This is a genomic window from Streptomyces sp. NPDC054883, from assembly GCF_053610645.1.
In genome coordinates this window covers 1-14,257 of sequence record NZ_JBSGYT010000087.1, presented here as the reverse complement: position 1 = coordinate 14,257, position 14,257 = coordinate 1, and the positions used below count along the sequence as shown (strand labels likewise).

The following is a 14,257-nucleotide window of genomic DNA, read 5'->3' as shown; positions in this document are numbered from 1 at the left end:
CCCCCGAACCGGCCGGTTCGGGGGCGCCCCACGTCGTATGCGGGAAGGGGACGCGCTCAGCGCGTCTTGCCGCCGCGCGGCATGCGCATGCCCTTGGGCATCGGGCCCTTCGGCACCGGCATGTTGCTCATCAGGTCACCCATGGCCCGGAGCTTGTCGTTGACCTGGGTGATCTGGGGGCCGTCCATGACGCGCGGCAGCTTGAGCAGCGTCGTACGGATCTTCTTGAGGGGCACCTCGTCCTCGCCGGTGCCCACGATGAAGTCGTGGACCGGGACATCGGGCATGATCCGGGCCAGCTTCTTCTTCTCGGCCGCGAGCAGGGTCTTGACCCGGTTCGGGTTGCCCTCCGCGATCAGCACCACGCCCGCCTTGCCGACGGCCCGGTGGACGATGTCCTGGTTGCGGTTCATCGCGACGGCCGGGGTGGTCGTCCAGCCGCGCCCCACGTTGTCCAGTACGGCCGCGGCCGCGCCCGGCTGTCCCTCCATCTGCCCGAAGGCAGCCCGCTCGGCCCGCCGCCCGAAGACGATCGCCATCGCGAGGAACGCCACCAGGAGGCCCAGGATGCCCAGGTAGACCGGGTGGCCGATCAGGAAGCCGATCGCGAGAACGACACCGAACACGGCGATGCCCACGCCCGCGACGATCAGACCGACCTTCGGGTCGGCCTTGCGCGTCATCTTGTACGTCAGGGCGATCTGCTTCAGTCGCCCGGGGTTCGCAGCAGTCTCTGCGTTTGACTTCCTCGCCATAAGGCGAAGTTTACGTGGCCTGCGGGGTCCGGGTCGCCGCGGCCTCGAGTACGTGCTCGGTTTCGACCCGGTCCTTGGCCCTGCGGCGGTCTTCGAGGACCGCGGTCCACGCGTTGCGGCGGGCACCGCTCATGAGCAGCGACTCGATGCCGCGGAAGGCGTCGGAGAAGGTCGGGATGGCGATGGCGCGTACGGGCGCGGCCTGCATGATGTCGATCCCTTTCACGGTGCTCACAGTGCTCACGGGACGGTGCTCACGGGTGGAGACGGCGTGCGTAGGTGTGTGCGGTGCGTGGACCAAGCGTCACTGAACGGTGTTACCAGGGCATGACCGGCCGGTCAAATGTGATCGACACGTTGTACAAGGCGACGCGGCCCGCCGGGCTCCGGACAAGAGCCTAGGGGCCGCGCCATAGCGGTGTTACCCGTTGGTAGCCTTTTGTGCGGGACTTCACACGGTCGGCCGTCAGGCGTTAGCGCGCCTACGCTCCGGCTCGGCTGCGCTTCTGCGTTCCCGAGGTCGAGCTCCGCCTCGCCACCACTGCGGCCGCGTGCCCGCCCTCGTACCTCGGGCGGACCCGCAACCTACGCTCCGGCTCGGCTGCGCTTCTCCATCGCCTGCTGGTAGAGGCGACCCGCCCGGTACGACGACCTGACCAGCGGGCCGGACATCACGCCGGAGTAGCCGATCTCCTCGGCCTCCTTCGCCAGCTCCACGAACTCCGCCGGCTTCACCCAGCGCTCGACGGGGTGGTGGCGCGGCGAGGGCCGCAGGTACTGGGTGATGGTGATCAGCTCGCAGCCCGCCTCGTGCAGGTCGCGCAGGGCCTGGCTGACCTCCTCGCGCTCCTCGCCCATGCCCAGGATCAGGTTCGACTTGGTGACCAGGCCGTAGGCGCGCGCCTTGGTGATCACGTCGAGCGAGCGCTCGTAGCGGAAGCCCGGGCGGATCCGCTTGAAGATGCGCGGCACCGTCTCGACGTTGTGCGCGAAGACCTCGGGGCGGGAGGCGAAGACCTCCTCCAGCAGCTCCGGCACCGCGTTGAAGTCCGGGGCCAGCAGCTCGACCTTGGTGTGGCCGGACTCGCGGCCGGCGGTCTGCTGGTGGATCTGGCGCACGGTCTCCGCGTACAGCCAGGCACCCCCGTCGGGCAGGTCGTCGCGGGCGACGCCGGTGATGGTGGCGTAGTTCAGGTCCATCGTGACGACGGACTCGCCGACGCGGCGCGGCTCGTCGCGGTCGAGGGCCTCGGGCTTGCCGGTGTCGATCTGGCAGAAGTCACAGCGCCGGGTGCACTGGTCGCCACCGATGAGGAAGGTGGCCTCGCGGTCCTCCCAGCATTCGTAGATGTTGGGACAGCCGGCTTCCTGGCAGACCGTGTGCAGTCCTTCGCCCTTCACCAGGGCCTGCATCTTGGTGTACTCGGGACCCATCTTCGCCCGGGTCTTGATCCACTCGGGCTTGCGCTCGATGGGGGTCTGGCTGTTACGGACCTCCAGGCGCAGCATCTTGCGTCCGTCGGGTGCGACTGCGGACACGACCGGCTCCCTGTGACTTCGATTCTTCGGCGCCCACCAGGGTACGCCCGTAATTTCATACGCTCTTACGTCGGGCAACCCGGAGGTCGCCGGACCCATTCCCGAGCGTCAGCCGAGCGACGGCTCTACGTCCCGGGGCCGCAGCTCCGCCTGCTCCAGCACGTCCTTCAGGTGCCGCTCCACCACCGGGACCACCTCGGCGACGGTGACCTCGCGGCCCAGCTCGTAGGAGAGCGAGGTCACACCGGCGTCCCGGATGCCGCAGGGGACGATCCGGTCGAACCAGGTGTTGTCCGGGTTCACGTTGAAGGAGAAGCCGTGCATCGTGACGCCCTTGGCGACCCGGATGCCGATGGCGGCGAGCTTGCGGTCCTCGCGGCGCTGGCCGGCGTTGGACGGGGCGTACTCGGGACCGTTCAGCCGGGGGTCGAACTCCTCGTCGTGCAGCCGCGGGTCCAGGTCCAGGCTGAGCCCGCCGAGCGCCGGGCGCTCGGTCACCGGGTCACCGAGCACCCACACCCCGCTGCGGCCCTCGACCCGGGAGGTCTCCACGCCGAAGTCGGCGGCGGTGCGGATCAGCGCGTCCTCCAGGCGGCGGACGTGGGCGACGACGTCGACCGGCCGGGGCAGCTTCATGATCGGGTAGCCGACCAGCTGGCCCGGGCCGTGCCAGGTGATCTTCCCGCCGCGGTCCACGTCGACCACGGGCGTGCCGTCCAGCGGCCGTTCGCTGTCGTCGGTGCGCCGCCCGGCGGTGTACACCGGCTGGTGCTCCAGCAGCAGGCAGGTGTCGTCGATCTCGTCCGCGAAGCGCGCGGCGTGGACGCGGCGCTGCTCTTCCCAGGCCTCGGTGTACTCGACGTAATCCGGCCCGAAGCCCAGATGGACAAACCGAAGGTCAGTCACCGCAGCGCCTCCTCGTTGAACCTGCTGTGTGCACGTATCGCACCAGCAAGGGTACGGCCGTCCCGGCGCGGCCCCTCAGGGCCCCGGCGCCGGACCCGGCAGCTGCTTCGGCCGCCGCCTTCCCCGGGGCGGCCGGTCCGGGTCCTCGTCCGCGCGCGGCAGCCGCCGGTGGCCCTCGGAGTGGTCGTTGACCCACCCGCACACTCCGCACGCGTACCGCCCGTCGAGCCCCGCGATGTACGTGCCGCAGCGCCGGCACTCCGCCTCGGTCAGCTCGGGCGCGGGCAGCGGGGCGGCGGACTCTGCGTAGTCGTCGGGGATCTGCGCCTCGGCGGGACGGCGGGTCATGGGGCGCAGCCTATGCGGGTGGAGGGGGTCGATCCGTAAAGGGTCATACCGGTTCTGCACACGATCGGATGAATGTGGGACAGAGCGGGCGGTACGGGCGGAGTTCGCCGCTACATTCACGCCGTTCACAGGGCCGGTGACTCCGGTCCGTCACGTCAGGAAACCGTGGAGCCGATGACGGAACGACCTGCCCAGCGTGTCCCCAACCGGCAGCTCGCGGCGCTGATCGCCGAAGCCGGGTTCTCCAACGCCGGGCTCGCCCGCCGCGTCGACCAGCTAGGCCTGGAGCACGGTCTCGATCTGCGGTACGACAAGACCTCCGTGACCCGCTGGCTGCGCGGGCAGCAGCCGCGCGGCACGACGCCCGCGCTGATCGCGGAGGTCTTCACCCGGCGCCTGGGCAGACGGCTCTCGGCCCAGGACCTGGGGCTGGACGCGTGCGCGCCCGTCTACGCGGGCCTGGAGTTCGCGGCCACCCCCGAGGAGGCCGTGGACATCGCGAGCGGGCTGTGGCGCAAGGACTCCGGTTCCCACGCCGAGCTGCGCAAGATCGCCTTCACTCCGGCCGGGCTGGTCGTCCCGAGCCGGGACTGGCTGATCGGCCGGGCCGACGAGCGGGTCGGGCGGGGGGCGGACAGCGCCGCCGCCCGCGTCCCGCTCCAGGGCCGCACCACGGTGCCCCGCCAGCGGCAGATCGACCGCGGCCCCGGGCAGCGGGTGACGGGCGGGGACATCGCGGCCCTGCGGTCGGTGAGCGAACTGTTCCGGGCCCTGGACCACGCCTACGGCGGCGGGCACGCCCGCCAGGCCCTGGTGCGGTACCTGGAGCACGAGGCGGAGCCCATGCTCCGCGGGACCTACGGGGAGACCACCGGGCGGCGGCTGTTCTTCGCCGCCGCCGACCTGACCCGGCTCGCGGGCTGGACCTCGTACGACATCGCCGCCCACGGGCTCGCCCAGCGGTACTTCGTGCAGGCGCTGCGCCTCGCGCAGGCCGCCGGGGACCGGCCGTACGGGTCGTACGTGCTGATCACCATGAGCCGGCAGGCGGTCTACCTCGGCCACGGCCGCGAGGCGGTGCAGCTGGCCCGGGTCGCCCAGCAGGGCGTGGGCTCGGGGCCGCCGCCGGTGGTGCAGGCGCTGCTGCACTCGGCCGAGGCGCGCGGGCACGCGGTGCTCGGCGAGGTACGGGCCTCCACGGCCTCGCTGGTGCGGGCCGAGCGGGCGCTGGGCGCGGCCCGGCCGGGCGACGACGTACCGCACTGGGCCCGGGACTACGACGAGGCGCAGCTGGCGGACGAGTTCGGGCACTGCCACCGGGACCTCCAGCAGTACCGGGCGTCGGCGCAGCACGCCGAGCGCTCCCTCCAGCTGCGGGCCCCCGCATACGCGCGCTCCCGGCTGTTCTGCCGGGTGGTGCTGGCCACCGCCCGGCTGGGGCTGGGCGAGCTGGACCAGGCCTGCGCGCTCGGCGCCGAGGCGGCGCAGCAGGCGATGGAGATGCGCTCGGTGCGCGCGGTGGAGTACGTGCGGGACTTCGAGCGCCGGCTGGAGCCGTACCGGGACGCCCCGGCGGTACGGACCTACCGGGACCGGGTCGCGGCACTGGCGTGAGCCGCGGCCCGGTCCGGGGTGATTCAGGCCGCCACCGGGAGCGGGCGCTCGGCGGCGGCCGGTACCGGGATGCCGAAGTCGCGCAGGACGGCGGCCGCGGCGCGGCGGGCGGAGTGCAGGGCTCCCTGGACGGTGTTGGAGTCGCGGTGGTCGCCGCACACGTACAGCCCGGCCAGGACCCGTACCGGGCGCCGCAGGTCGTACGGCGGCGGCATGGCGGGCACCGCCTCCGGGGTGTGGTGGACGGCGAGCAGCTCCCAGTCCCGGGTCGGGGTGTCGTAGAGCCGGGCCAGCCGGGAGGCGACCGTCCGGACGGGCGGCGGCGGTCCGTGCACGGTGGTGGTGACCAGGCTGCGCCCGGCCGGCGCCCGCGTCGGGTCGACCGCGCTCATCACCGTGGTGTGGGCGACCGGCCACTTCGGGTCGGCGTCCAGGAGCAGTGAGCCGTCCCATGGCAGGACGGCGGGCGTCGCGTGGTGCAGGACGGTGACCTCGTGGAAGTCCGGCACGCGCAGCCCGGGCAGCAGTTCGGCGGCGGCCCGGGCCCCGGTGGCGAGGACCGCGGAGCGGCAGCCGAAGTCGCCGTGCCGTTCGGTGGTGACCAGGTTGGTCGCCACCGACCGCACCCGGACCCCGGTGCGTACGGTGCCGGGCGGCAGGGCGGCGGCGAGCAGGGCGGGCAGGGTCGCCGCGCCGCCCTCGGGGACGGCCAGCCGGCCCCGGGCGAAGCCCCGCAGGGCGAGGTCGGCGACCCGGCTGGAGGTGGTGAGGTCCGGGTCGCGCAGCAGGGTGGCCAGGAGCGGGCGCAGTACGCCGCTGACCGTGCGCGGGGGCAGGCCGCGTGCGGTGAGGGCGGCGAGGGCGGTGCGTTCGGGCCGCGCGAGCAGCCGTTCCTCGGGCTGGGCGGCGAGCCGGCCGAGGGCCGCGCTGAGCCGGGCCTGGTCGAGGGAGCCGCTGGCCAGGGCGCGGGCGGGGGTGAGGGCCCCGGCGCGCTGCTGCCTGCCGTCGGCGCCGTGGACCAGGACGCCGGGCGCGAAGGTGCGCAGGGTCAGGGCCTCCAGGCCCGGGGTGCGGGCGGGCTCGGTGTACGAGGTGTTCAGGAGCTGGCCGACCCGGTCGAGCCGGAAGCCGTCGGCCGACTCGGTGGCCATCCGGCCGCCGGGGTCGTCGGCGGACTCCAGCACGGTGACGGTGACCCCCTGGGCGATCAGGTGGTGTGCGGCCGCGAGTCCTGAGACTCCGGCTCCTACGATGACGACGTCCGCATGGTGTGCGCTGCTGAGCACGTGCCCCTCCCCGAGGTCGGCGCGGCTGTGTGGGGTCCTCCTTCCCCACTCCGGCTACGGCAGAACCCAAGTCCTTTGGGGTATTGCGCACAACTCCGGTCGCATGACGGTCGCATGTGGGTCACAAGCGGTCGCACATGGACGGCCGACGCTCCCCCGGGCCGCCGGGTGCGGACGCCGGGCGCCCTGGGCTCAGTCGGCCAGCGCGGCGCGGATCGACGCGTCGATGCCCGGGTGGCGGAAGACGAAGCCGGACTCCAGCAGGCGGGCGGGCCGCACCCGCTGGCTGCCCAGCACGTCCCCGGCGAACTCCCCGAGCGCCACCCGCATCACCGGGGCCGGGACGGCGAACACCGCCGGACGGCGCAGGACGCGGCCCATGGCGGCCGTGACCTCGCGGTTCGTCAGCGGCTCGGGAGCGGTGAGGTTGACCGGACCGGTCAGCTCCGGCGTGTCCACGAGGTGGCGCAGGGCGGCGATCTCGTCGTGCATCGAGATGTACGACCAGTACTGGCGGCCGTCGCCGAGCCGGCCGCCGAGCCCCGCGCGGAAGATGGGGAAGAGCTTGCCCCAGGCCCCGCCCTCGGCGGAGACCACCAGGCCGGTCCGGGCGAACACGGTCCGGATCCCGGCGGCCCGGGCGGGCCCCGCGGCGGCCTCCCACTCCACGCAGACGGAGGGCAGGAACCCCTTCCCGGCCGGGGCGTCCTCGTCCACGACGCGGTCCGCGGTGTCGCCGTAGTACCCGATGGCGCTGCCGCAGACGAGTACGGCCGGGGGCTGCTCCATCGCCGCCACGGCCCGGGCGACCGCGGCGGTCCCGAGCACCCGGCTGTCCCGGATCTCCCGCTTGTAGGCGGCCGTCCACCGGCGGTCCCCGACCCCGGCGCCGGCCAGGTGCACGACGGCCCCGCACCCGGCCAGCCCGGCCGGGTCCACGTAGCCGCGGGCGGGATCCCACCGTGCTTCCCCGTTCCCCGCGGGGGCGCGGCGCACGAGGCGCACGACCTCGTGCCCGTCCGCGTGGAGGTCCCGTACGAGGGCACTGCCGATGAGACCGCTGGATCCGGTGACGGCGATTCGCATGGGCCCAGTGTGCGGGCCGGGACCCGTCCGGGCGGCCTTCTGCCGCCCGCGTCGTCAGCCGGTGCTCCCCAGCAGCGTCCCGACCGCGTACGTGACGGCCATGGCCAGCGCACCGCCACCGACGTTGCGCAGTACCGCCCGCCCCGCCGGGGCGCCGCCCAGCCGGGCGCTGACCAGCCCGCACAGGGTCAGCGCCGCGAGTACGGCCGCCACCGTGACCGGCACCCTCGCCGAGGGGCCGGGCAGCACGATCGCGAGCAGCGGCAGCACCGCCCCCACCGTGAAGGCGATCAGGCTGGCCCATGCCGCGTGCCGGGGGTTCGCCAGCTCGTCCGGGTTGATGCCGAGCTCCACCCGGGCGTGCGCCCGCAGCGCGTCCCGTTCCGTCAGCTGCTCGGCCGCCTCCCGGGCCAGCTCCCGGCTCAGCCCCCGCTCCGTGAGCAGCCCGGTCAGTTCCTCCAGCTCCGCCTGCGGGTCGTCCACGAGTTCCCGCCGCTCCACCTCCAGGGCGGCCCGCTCGGAGTCGCGCTGGGAGCTGACCGACACGTACTCCCCCGCCGCCATCGACAGCGACCCGGCCAGCAGCCCGGCCACGCCCGCCGTCAGGATCGTCCCCCTCGCGGTCGTCGCCCCGGCCACGCCGACCACCAGACCCGCGGTGGAGATGATCCCGTCGTTGGCGCCCAGCACCCCCGCCCGCAGCCAGTTCAGCCGGGTGCTGATCGCCCCGCTGCGGGTGTCCGCCGTATCCGTCACGGCACCACTGTCCGGCGCCGGCGCGTTCGGCACCACCCGGCGTGCGGTGCCCGGCCGCCGGAGCCAGGGTGGAGGGGTGATGCACGGACGCGAGGAGCCCGGCTGGCTCCGGGGCGCGCCGCCGCCGCGCTGGGCCCGGGCCGCGCCCTTGGCGGCCCTGGTCGTGCTGACCTTCGTGCAGTGGCTCACCCCCGGCATCACGGAGCTCGGCTACTTCCTGGCCGCGATCCCGGCCGTGGCGGCCTTCTCGTACGGGGCCGTGGGGACGGCCGCCTACGCCGTGGTGGTGCTGGTGCTGCTGGGCTTCCACCGGCTGGGCGTCGGGCAGGCCCGCGGAACCGACCTGGCGACCGTGGCGACCGTCGGCCTGCTCAGCGTGGTCCTCGCCTGGGTCCGGCGCCGCCGGGACGCCCAGCTGGTCAGCGTCCGTACCGTCGCCGAGGCGGCGCAGCTGGCGCTGCTGCCCCCGGTTCCGGAGCGGGTGGGCCGGGTGCGCTGCGACGGCCTCTACCGGGCGGCCCAGCGCGGCACGCTGGTCGGCGGCGACCTGTTCGACGTACGGGCCGGGCCGTACGGGGTGCGGGCGGTGGTGGGCGACGTACGCGGTCACGGTCTGGCGGCGGTCGGGACGGTGGCCGCGCTGCTGGGCGCGTTCCGCGAGGCGGTGCTGGACGACCCGGGGCTGGACGCGGTCGCGGCCCGGCTGGACCGGCGGCTGCTGGAGGACGCGGCGAACGGGCCCGAGGAGCACCCGGAGCTGTTCGCCACGGCGGTGCTGCTGGAGTTCCCGCCGGACCGGGACGTGGTGCGGATCGCCTCGTGCGGGCACCCGCCGGTGCTGCTGCTCCGGGGCTTCGCGGCCCACGAACTGGTCGTGGAACCGGGCCCGCCGCTGGGTCTCGGTCTGGCCGGCCCGGCGCCCGCACCGCTCACCGAGGTTCCGCTGCTGGCGGGCGACCGGCTGCTCGTGCACACGGACGGGGTCACCGAGGCCCGGGACGCCACCGGGGACTTCTACCCCTTGAGGCAGCGGGTCCCGATCCTGGTGAAGGACCCGGAGGGACTGCCGCGCGCGGTGTGGCGGGACCTGCTCGCCTTCACCGACGGCGGGCCGGACGACGACGTGGCGGTCCTGGTGCTGTCGGCGGCGGAGGCCGGTGCGGCGCCGGAGTAGGACCTGTCCGGCGCCGCGGGGGCCGGCCCCGGCCGCCGGGGCGTCAGCCGCCGTCGCGGATGAAGGAGCGCACCAGCCGGCAGGTGGTGTTGGACGGGCGGTGGATGCCCACCCGGACCGCCATGGTCCGGATCTTGCGGTTGGTGGCGCGCTTGGCGTCGTACGTCCCCGTGTCGAGCAGGGATATCGCCAGCCGCATCGCCTTGAGGCGGCGGTTGTGGCTCTCGTACCACTCGCGCGGCAGTCCGGCCGGCAGTGGCTTCTTCTTGGGCATCGAAATGATCGCGGCAGCGGCCATCTACAGCCTCCCAAACGGTAGTTGGCTTCCTGTCGTGCTCCCTCGATTTTACGGCGGCCCACTGACAATCACCCCTGGCCAGACGGGCCCCGGCCGGGCTCTGGCTAGGCTTCCGGCATGGAGATCTGGATCAACCCCGCCTGTTCGAAGTGCCGTAGCGCGCTGACCCTGCTGGACGCGGAGGGCGCGGAGTACACGGTGCGCCGCTACCTGGAGGACGTACCGTCCGAGGCCGAGATCCGCGAGGTGCTGGGCCGCCTCGGCCTGGAGCCCTGGGACATCACCCGTACCTCGGACCCGCTGGCGAAGGAGACCGGCGTACGGGAACTGCCGCGCGAGGAGACCGAGGAGGCGCGCTCGCGCTGGATCGCCCACCTGGCGGCGCACCCGAAGCTGATCCAGCGGCCCATCATCACCGCCGAGGACGGCACGGCGGTGGTGGCCCGCTCGGAGGAAGCGGTCCGCGAGGCCCTCTCGCGCCGGTAGCCGGCCGCGCCGCCCCCGGCCGCACTTAACCGGGACCCACCCGCGAACCCCTACCCTGGGCCGGGAAAAGGAGTACATACCGGATCAATGCGCAATAAGGGACCAATGTGACTGCATCGCCGCAGAACTCCGCCCTGTCACTCCCCCCGCCCCGCCGTCACGGCGGCTGGACCTTCAGCGGGGTGTACGGGACCGTGCTGGCCAGCGGGCTGCTGGCCGCGCTGGAGCGGACGGGCGAGCAGTACTCACCCCTCTACGACGCCACCTGGGTCCTGGTCACCGCCGCGACGGCAGCGCTCGCGCACGGCTACGCCCACCACATGAGCACCCATCAGCCCGGTTCCCCCGGCCACCGGTGGACGGGTCTCGGGCTCGCCATGTGGCAGGAGTGGCCCATGGTGGCGGCCACCCTGCCCAGCGTCCTCCTGCTGGTGCTCGCGGGGGTCACGGGGTGGCCCGAGTACGAGGTGACCGGTGTCGCGCTCCTACTGAACACCGCGCTGCTGTTCGGCTGGGGGATCTTCGCGGCCGTCCGGGTCGGCTACCGGCCGCGCAGCGCGCTGCTCATCGGCCTGGCGGATGCCGCGATCGGGGTGCTGGTCATCGTGGCCAACGCCCTCATCAAATAGCAGCGCCCGCCGGCCGCCCGCCGGGCCGGCCCGTGTCCGCCGGGGCGCCCGTTACGCCTGCGCCGCCAGGCGCTCCGCCTCCGCGAGGATCTCCGTCAGCCTCGCCCCGAACTCCGCTCCGCGCGGATCCGGCTCCCCCGTCCGCGCCGAGGTGAGCAGCGCGTCCAGCGCCCGGCCGTACGCACCGGGCACGTCGGTCCAGTCGGGCAGGGCGAAGACGCCCTCGGCGCCGCGCAGCTCCAGTCCGACCCCCGCCGCGGCGCGCGGCGCGCCCAGGCTGAGCACGGCCGTGCTGACCGCGCCCGAGGTGTGGCGCAGGGCCAGTTGGACGACGTCGGACGGCCCCCGGGTGGCGGAGACGGCGGTGACGTCGCCCAGCACCGGGATCAGTACGGACAGCGCGTGCGGCCCGACGTCCCACAGGCCGCCCTTGGCCCGGCGCCAGGGCGACTCGGCGTACGGGCTCGGCTCGCCGTCGGGCGGGAAGACCGCGCCGAGCCAGTGGGCGGAGGCGGTGAACCACCCGCTCCGCCCGGCCTGCTCCTCGACCCAGGCGGCGGCCGGTTCCGCGAAGCGGAGGGTGAGGAAGACGACGGAGGCCACGCCGTACCGTGCGGCGGCCTCCGCGACCGCGCGGGCCTCCTCGACGGTCGTGGCGACGGGCTTGTCGAGCAGCAGGTGGCACCCGGCGGCGGCCGCGCGGACGGCGAGCGGCGCCTGCACGTCCGGCGGCAGCGCGAAGGCCACGGCGTCACAGTCCGCGAACAGCGCGTCGGGGTCTTCGTACACCTTCACGCCGTGGGCCCGCGCCAGCTCGGCCGCCGCTTCGGGGCGCCGGCCCCACACTCCGGCGAAGTCGGAGCCCGTGTGCGCGGCGAGGGCCGGGGCGTGGGTGCGCTGCGCCCAGGGGCCGGTGCCGAGCAGGCCGACCCGGAGGCGGGAGCCTCCGCCGGTGGGCCGGACGGGATCGGCGGACGAGTTCAAATCGTACGAAATGCTCACCTGCCCAGTCTGCCGCACCCGCACGGGTGTTCCGTCCCCGACCCGCACGGCCACCCCCACCTGCGGGGTAAACCCCGGTAACACGGGGTTCACACCCGGGCAACGGAAGAGAAATCGCGGAGGGGCACGCTGCGAACAGCAGGGCAGTGTCAGAAGCCGCGGCGGTCGCGGAGTCTGCGCCGGAGCGACGTACCGAAGGATGGGGCCCGTGAGCTACAAGGCTGAGTACATCTGGATCGACGGCACCGAGCCGACGGCGAAGCTGCGCTCCAAGACGAAGATCGTCGCCGACGGGGACGCGCTGCCGGTCTGGGGTTTCGACGGTTCGAGCACCAACCAGGCCGAGGGCCACGCCTCCGACCGCGTCCTCCAGCCCGTGTTCTCCTGTCCGGACCCGATCCGGGGCGGGACGAACGTCCTCGTGCTCTGCGAGGTCCTCAACATCGACATGACCCCGCACGAGTCGAACACCCGCGCGCTGCTGCGGCCGGTCGCCGAGAAGTTCGCGGGCCAGGAGCCGATCTTCGGCATCGAGCAGGAGTACACCTTCTTCGACGGGACCCGCCCGCTCGGCTTCCCGGTGAACGGCTTCCCGGCCGCGCAGGGCGGCTACTACTGCGGCGTCGGCTCGGACGAGATCTTCGGGCGCGAGATCGTCGAGAAGCACCTGGACCACTGCCTGGCGGCGGGGCTGAGCATCTCCGGCATCAACGCGGAGGTCATGCCGGGCCAGTGGGAGTTCCAGGTCGGCCCGGTCGGCCCGCTGGAGGTCTCCGACCAGCTGTGGATCGCCCGCTGGCTGCTGTACCGCACGGCCGAGGAGTTCAACGTCTCCGCGACGCTGAACCCGAAGCCGGTCAAGGGCGACTGGAACGGCGCGGGCGCGCACACCAACTTCTCCACGAGGGCGATGCGCGAGGACTACCGCGCGATCATCTGCGCGTGCGAGGCCCTCGGCGAGGGGTCCAAGCCCATGGACCACGTGAAGAACTACGGCGCCGGCATCGACGAGCGCCTGACGGGTCTGCACGAGACCGCGCCGTGGAACGAGTTCAGCTACGGGGTCTCCGACCGCGGCGCTTCGGTCCGCATCCCCTGGCAGGTGGAGAAGGACGGCAAGGGGTACATCGAGGACCGCCGCCCGAACGCGAACGTCGACCCGTACGTGGTGACCCTCCTGATCACCGACACCTGCTGCACCGGACTGGAGAAGGACGGCCTCGTCTGACCGCTCCCGGCTCCCCGCTGCCGGACGACGCACCCCCGACGCCGCGCCCGCCGACCGCTTCCGGTCGGCGGGCGCCGGCGTGGGACGGCTGGGACGGATCCGACCAGCATGCGATACGGGGAGCGGACAGGAGGCCGTGCGGCCGAACCAGGCCGCCCCCGTTTTGCCGGGTTTGTGGCGGTCTTGCCAACCCACAGTGGCGGAATATGAGATACCGCTCCACGAAGTGAGACGCGCTCTGCCCCGGGCGCCGGACATCTGCTTGAATGACGCCCATGGCCAGCCACCCGCACACCCCGTCAGGTCGCAGCGACCTGGAGCCGTTCTGGCCGTCCCGTCAGGATCACGATTTCGACCGGGTGTGTTGCCGCGCGGAGAACGCGCCGGCCCTCTAAAGCTTCCGGGAACCACGACAGCGGACCTCCCCGAAGCCTTCGGTCTGCGCGGTACGACAACGACGACGTAGGTACGTCTCCTGCCGACCACTCCGCGTGAAAGAGCTGACCACTCATGGCTAACACCCGCTCCCTCACTTCTGCCGCCTCCGCCGCGGCCTCCGCCCCCCTGACCTATCCGCCCGGTCCGCGCCACCGGCTGCGCGCCGTGGACCGCGACGAGGTCGCCCGCGTGGTGGACCTCCTCCCGCCCGGTGCCACCTGGCTGCCCGCGCCCCAGCACACGCTGCCGGCACTGCCCGGACACCCGCCGATGGTCGGCTACCTGGTCCTCGTACCGGCCGACCAGCAGCCGCCGATCGCCTTCGCACCGCAGTCCGTTCCCGCCCCGGCGAGGACCGCCCCCGCCGCCCCGGAGACCACCGGCGACGCCCTCGTACGGATCGACCCGGCGCGGCGCACCGCCGAAGTCGACGGCCAAGTGCTGGACCTGACGTACCTGGAGTTCGAGCTGCTGGCCCACCTGGTGGCGCACCCGCACCGGGTGCACAGCCGGGACCAGCTGGTCACCACGGTCTGGGGCTACGGCCACGTCGGTGACGGCCGGACCGTGGACGTCCACATCGCCCGCCTGCGCCGCAAGCTGGGCGCGGCCCACCGCGACGCGATCCAGACCGTACGCCGGGTGGGCTACAAGTACGCCCCCTGAACCGGCGGACGCGGGCGCGGGCCCGTGCGCGCGAGGAGGCGCGCAC

At 73.6% G+C, this 14,257-nt stretch carries 16 protein-coding genes; 6 read left to right on the top strand and 10 right to left on the bottom strand.

Features of this window, described 5'->3' with window-relative positions:
* Positions 1-56: 56 nt before the first annotated feature.
* From ACWGH1_RS34630 to ACWGH1_RS34610, 5 genes are all read right to left on the bottom strand, one after another.
* Positions 57-755, bottom strand: a complete 699-nt coding sequence (locus ACWGH1_RS34630) for a DUF4191 domain-containing protein (RefSeq protein WP_453409334.1) — start codon at positions 753-755, stop codon at positions 57-59.
* A 10-nt stretch (positions 756-765) separates the two neighbouring features.
* Positions 766-963 carry an SCO2195 family GlnR-regulated protein gene (locus tag ACWGH1_RS34625; protein ID WP_136215599.1) on the bottom strand — a complete coding sequence of 66 codons (198 nt, stop codon included), beginning with the start codon at positions 961-963 and terminating at the stop codon, positions 766-768.
* A gap of 377 nt (positions 964-1,340) precedes the next feature.
* Positions 1,341-2,294 carry a lipoyl synthase gene (gene lipA / locus ACWGH1_RS34620; protein WP_453355128.1) on the bottom strand — a complete coding sequence of 318 codons (954 nt, stop codon included), beginning with the start codon at positions 2,292-2,294 and terminating at the stop codon, positions 1,341-1,343.
* A gap of 108 nt (positions 2,295-2,402) precedes the next feature.
* The gene (lipB, locus tag ACWGH1_RS34615) at positions 2,403-3,200 is read right to left on the bottom strand and encodes a lipoyl(octanoyl) transferase LipB (RefSeq protein ID WP_453355127.1); all 798 of its coding nucleotides are present in this window, start codon (positions 3,198-3,200) and stop codon (positions 2,403-2,405) included.
* A gap of 75 nt (positions 3,201-3,275) precedes the next feature.
* Complete coding sequence (locus ACWGH1_RS34610) at positions 3,276-3,548, bottom strand: hypothetical protein (protein WP_453355126.1); 273 nt, start codon at positions 3,546-3,548, stop codon at positions 3,276-3,278.
* Positions 3,549-3,722: 174 nt separating this feature from the next.
* Between ACWGH1_RS34610 and ACWGH1_RS34605 the strand changes: the two genes are divergently transcribed.
* Positions 3,723-5,162, top strand: coding sequence for a regulator (locus tag ACWGH1_RS34605; RefSeq protein WP_453355125.1), 1,440 nt, complete (start codon positions 3,723-3,725; stop codon positions 5,160-5,162).
* A gap of 23 nt (positions 5,163-5,185) precedes the next feature.
* Here ACWGH1_RS34605 and ACWGH1_RS34600 read toward each other — a convergent pair whose 3' ends face one another.
* From ACWGH1_RS34600 to ACWGH1_RS34590, 3 genes are all read right to left on the bottom strand, one after another.
* Complete coding sequence (locus ACWGH1_RS34600; protein WP_453355124.1) at positions 5,186-6,448, bottom strand: FAD-dependent oxidoreductase; 1,263 nt, start codon at positions 6,446-6,448, stop codon at positions 5,186-5,188.
* Between the two features lie 192 nt (positions 6,449-6,640).
* Entirely contained in the window at positions 6,641-7,534 is an 894-nt protein-coding gene (locus tag ACWGH1_RS34595; RefSeq protein WP_453409333.1) for a TIGR01777 family oxidoreductase, read from the bottom strand.
* A gap of 54 nt (positions 7,535-7,588) precedes the next feature.
* Entirely contained in the window at positions 7,589-8,290 is a 702-nt protein-coding gene (locus ACWGH1_RS34590) for a VIT1/CCC1 transporter family protein (protein WP_453355447.1), read from the bottom strand.
* Between the two features lie 79 nt (positions 8,291-8,369).
* Here ACWGH1_RS34590 and ACWGH1_RS34585 point away from each other — a divergent pair, with 79 nt between their 5' ends.
* Entirely contained in the window at positions 8,370-9,464 is a 1,095-nt protein-coding gene (locus tag ACWGH1_RS34585; protein WP_453355446.1) for a PP2C family protein-serine/threonine phosphatase, read from the top strand.
* A 43-nt stretch (positions 9,465-9,507) separates the two neighbouring features.
* Here the strand turns inward: ACWGH1_RS34585 and ACWGH1_RS34580 are convergent, their stop codons facing one another.
* Positions 9,508-9,762, bottom strand: a complete 255-nt coding sequence (locus tag ACWGH1_RS34580) for a hypothetical protein (RefSeq protein ID WP_453355445.1) — start codon at positions 9,760-9,762, stop codon at positions 9,508-9,510.
* A gap of 117 nt (positions 9,763-9,879) precedes the next feature.
* Between ACWGH1_RS34580 and ACWGH1_RS34575 the strand changes: the two genes are divergently transcribed.
* Positions 9,880-10,248 carry an ArsC/Spx/MgsR family protein gene (locus ACWGH1_RS34575; protein WP_453355444.1) on the top strand — a complete coding sequence of 123 codons (369 nt, stop codon included), beginning with the start codon at positions 9,880-9,882 and terminating at the stop codon, positions 10,246-10,248.
* Positions 10,249-10,355: 107 nt separating this feature from the next.
* Positions 10,356-10,877 carry a hypothetical protein gene (locus tag ACWGH1_RS34570; protein WP_453355443.1) on the top strand — a complete coding sequence of 174 codons (522 nt, stop codon included), beginning with the start codon at positions 10,356-10,358 and terminating at the stop codon, positions 10,875-10,877.
* 51 nt (positions 10,878-10,928) lie between these two features.
* Here the strand turns inward: ACWGH1_RS34570 and ACWGH1_RS34565 are convergent, their stop codons facing one another.
* On the bottom strand, positions 10,929-11,873 hold the full coding sequence (locus tag ACWGH1_RS34565; protein WP_453355449.1) for a Gfo/Idh/MocA family protein: 945 nt from the start codon (positions 11,871-11,873) through the stop codon (positions 10,929-10,931).
* 214 nt (positions 11,874-12,087) lie between these two features.
* Between ACWGH1_RS34565 and glnII the strand changes: the two genes are divergently transcribed.
* Both glnII and ACWGH1_RS34555 read left to right on the top strand, forming a co-directional pair.
* The gene (gene glnII / locus ACWGH1_RS34560) at positions 12,088-13,107 is read left to right on the top strand and encodes a glutamine synthetase (protein WP_453355442.1); all 1,020 of its coding nucleotides are present in this window, start codon (positions 12,088-12,090) and stop codon (positions 13,105-13,107) included.
* Between the two features lie 510 nt (positions 13,108-13,617).
* Complete coding sequence (locus tag ACWGH1_RS34555) at positions 13,618-14,211, top strand: winged helix-turn-helix domain-containing protein (protein WP_453409332.1); 594 nt, start codon at positions 13,618-13,620, stop codon at positions 14,209-14,211.
* Positions 14,212-14,257 lie beyond the last annotated feature (46 nt).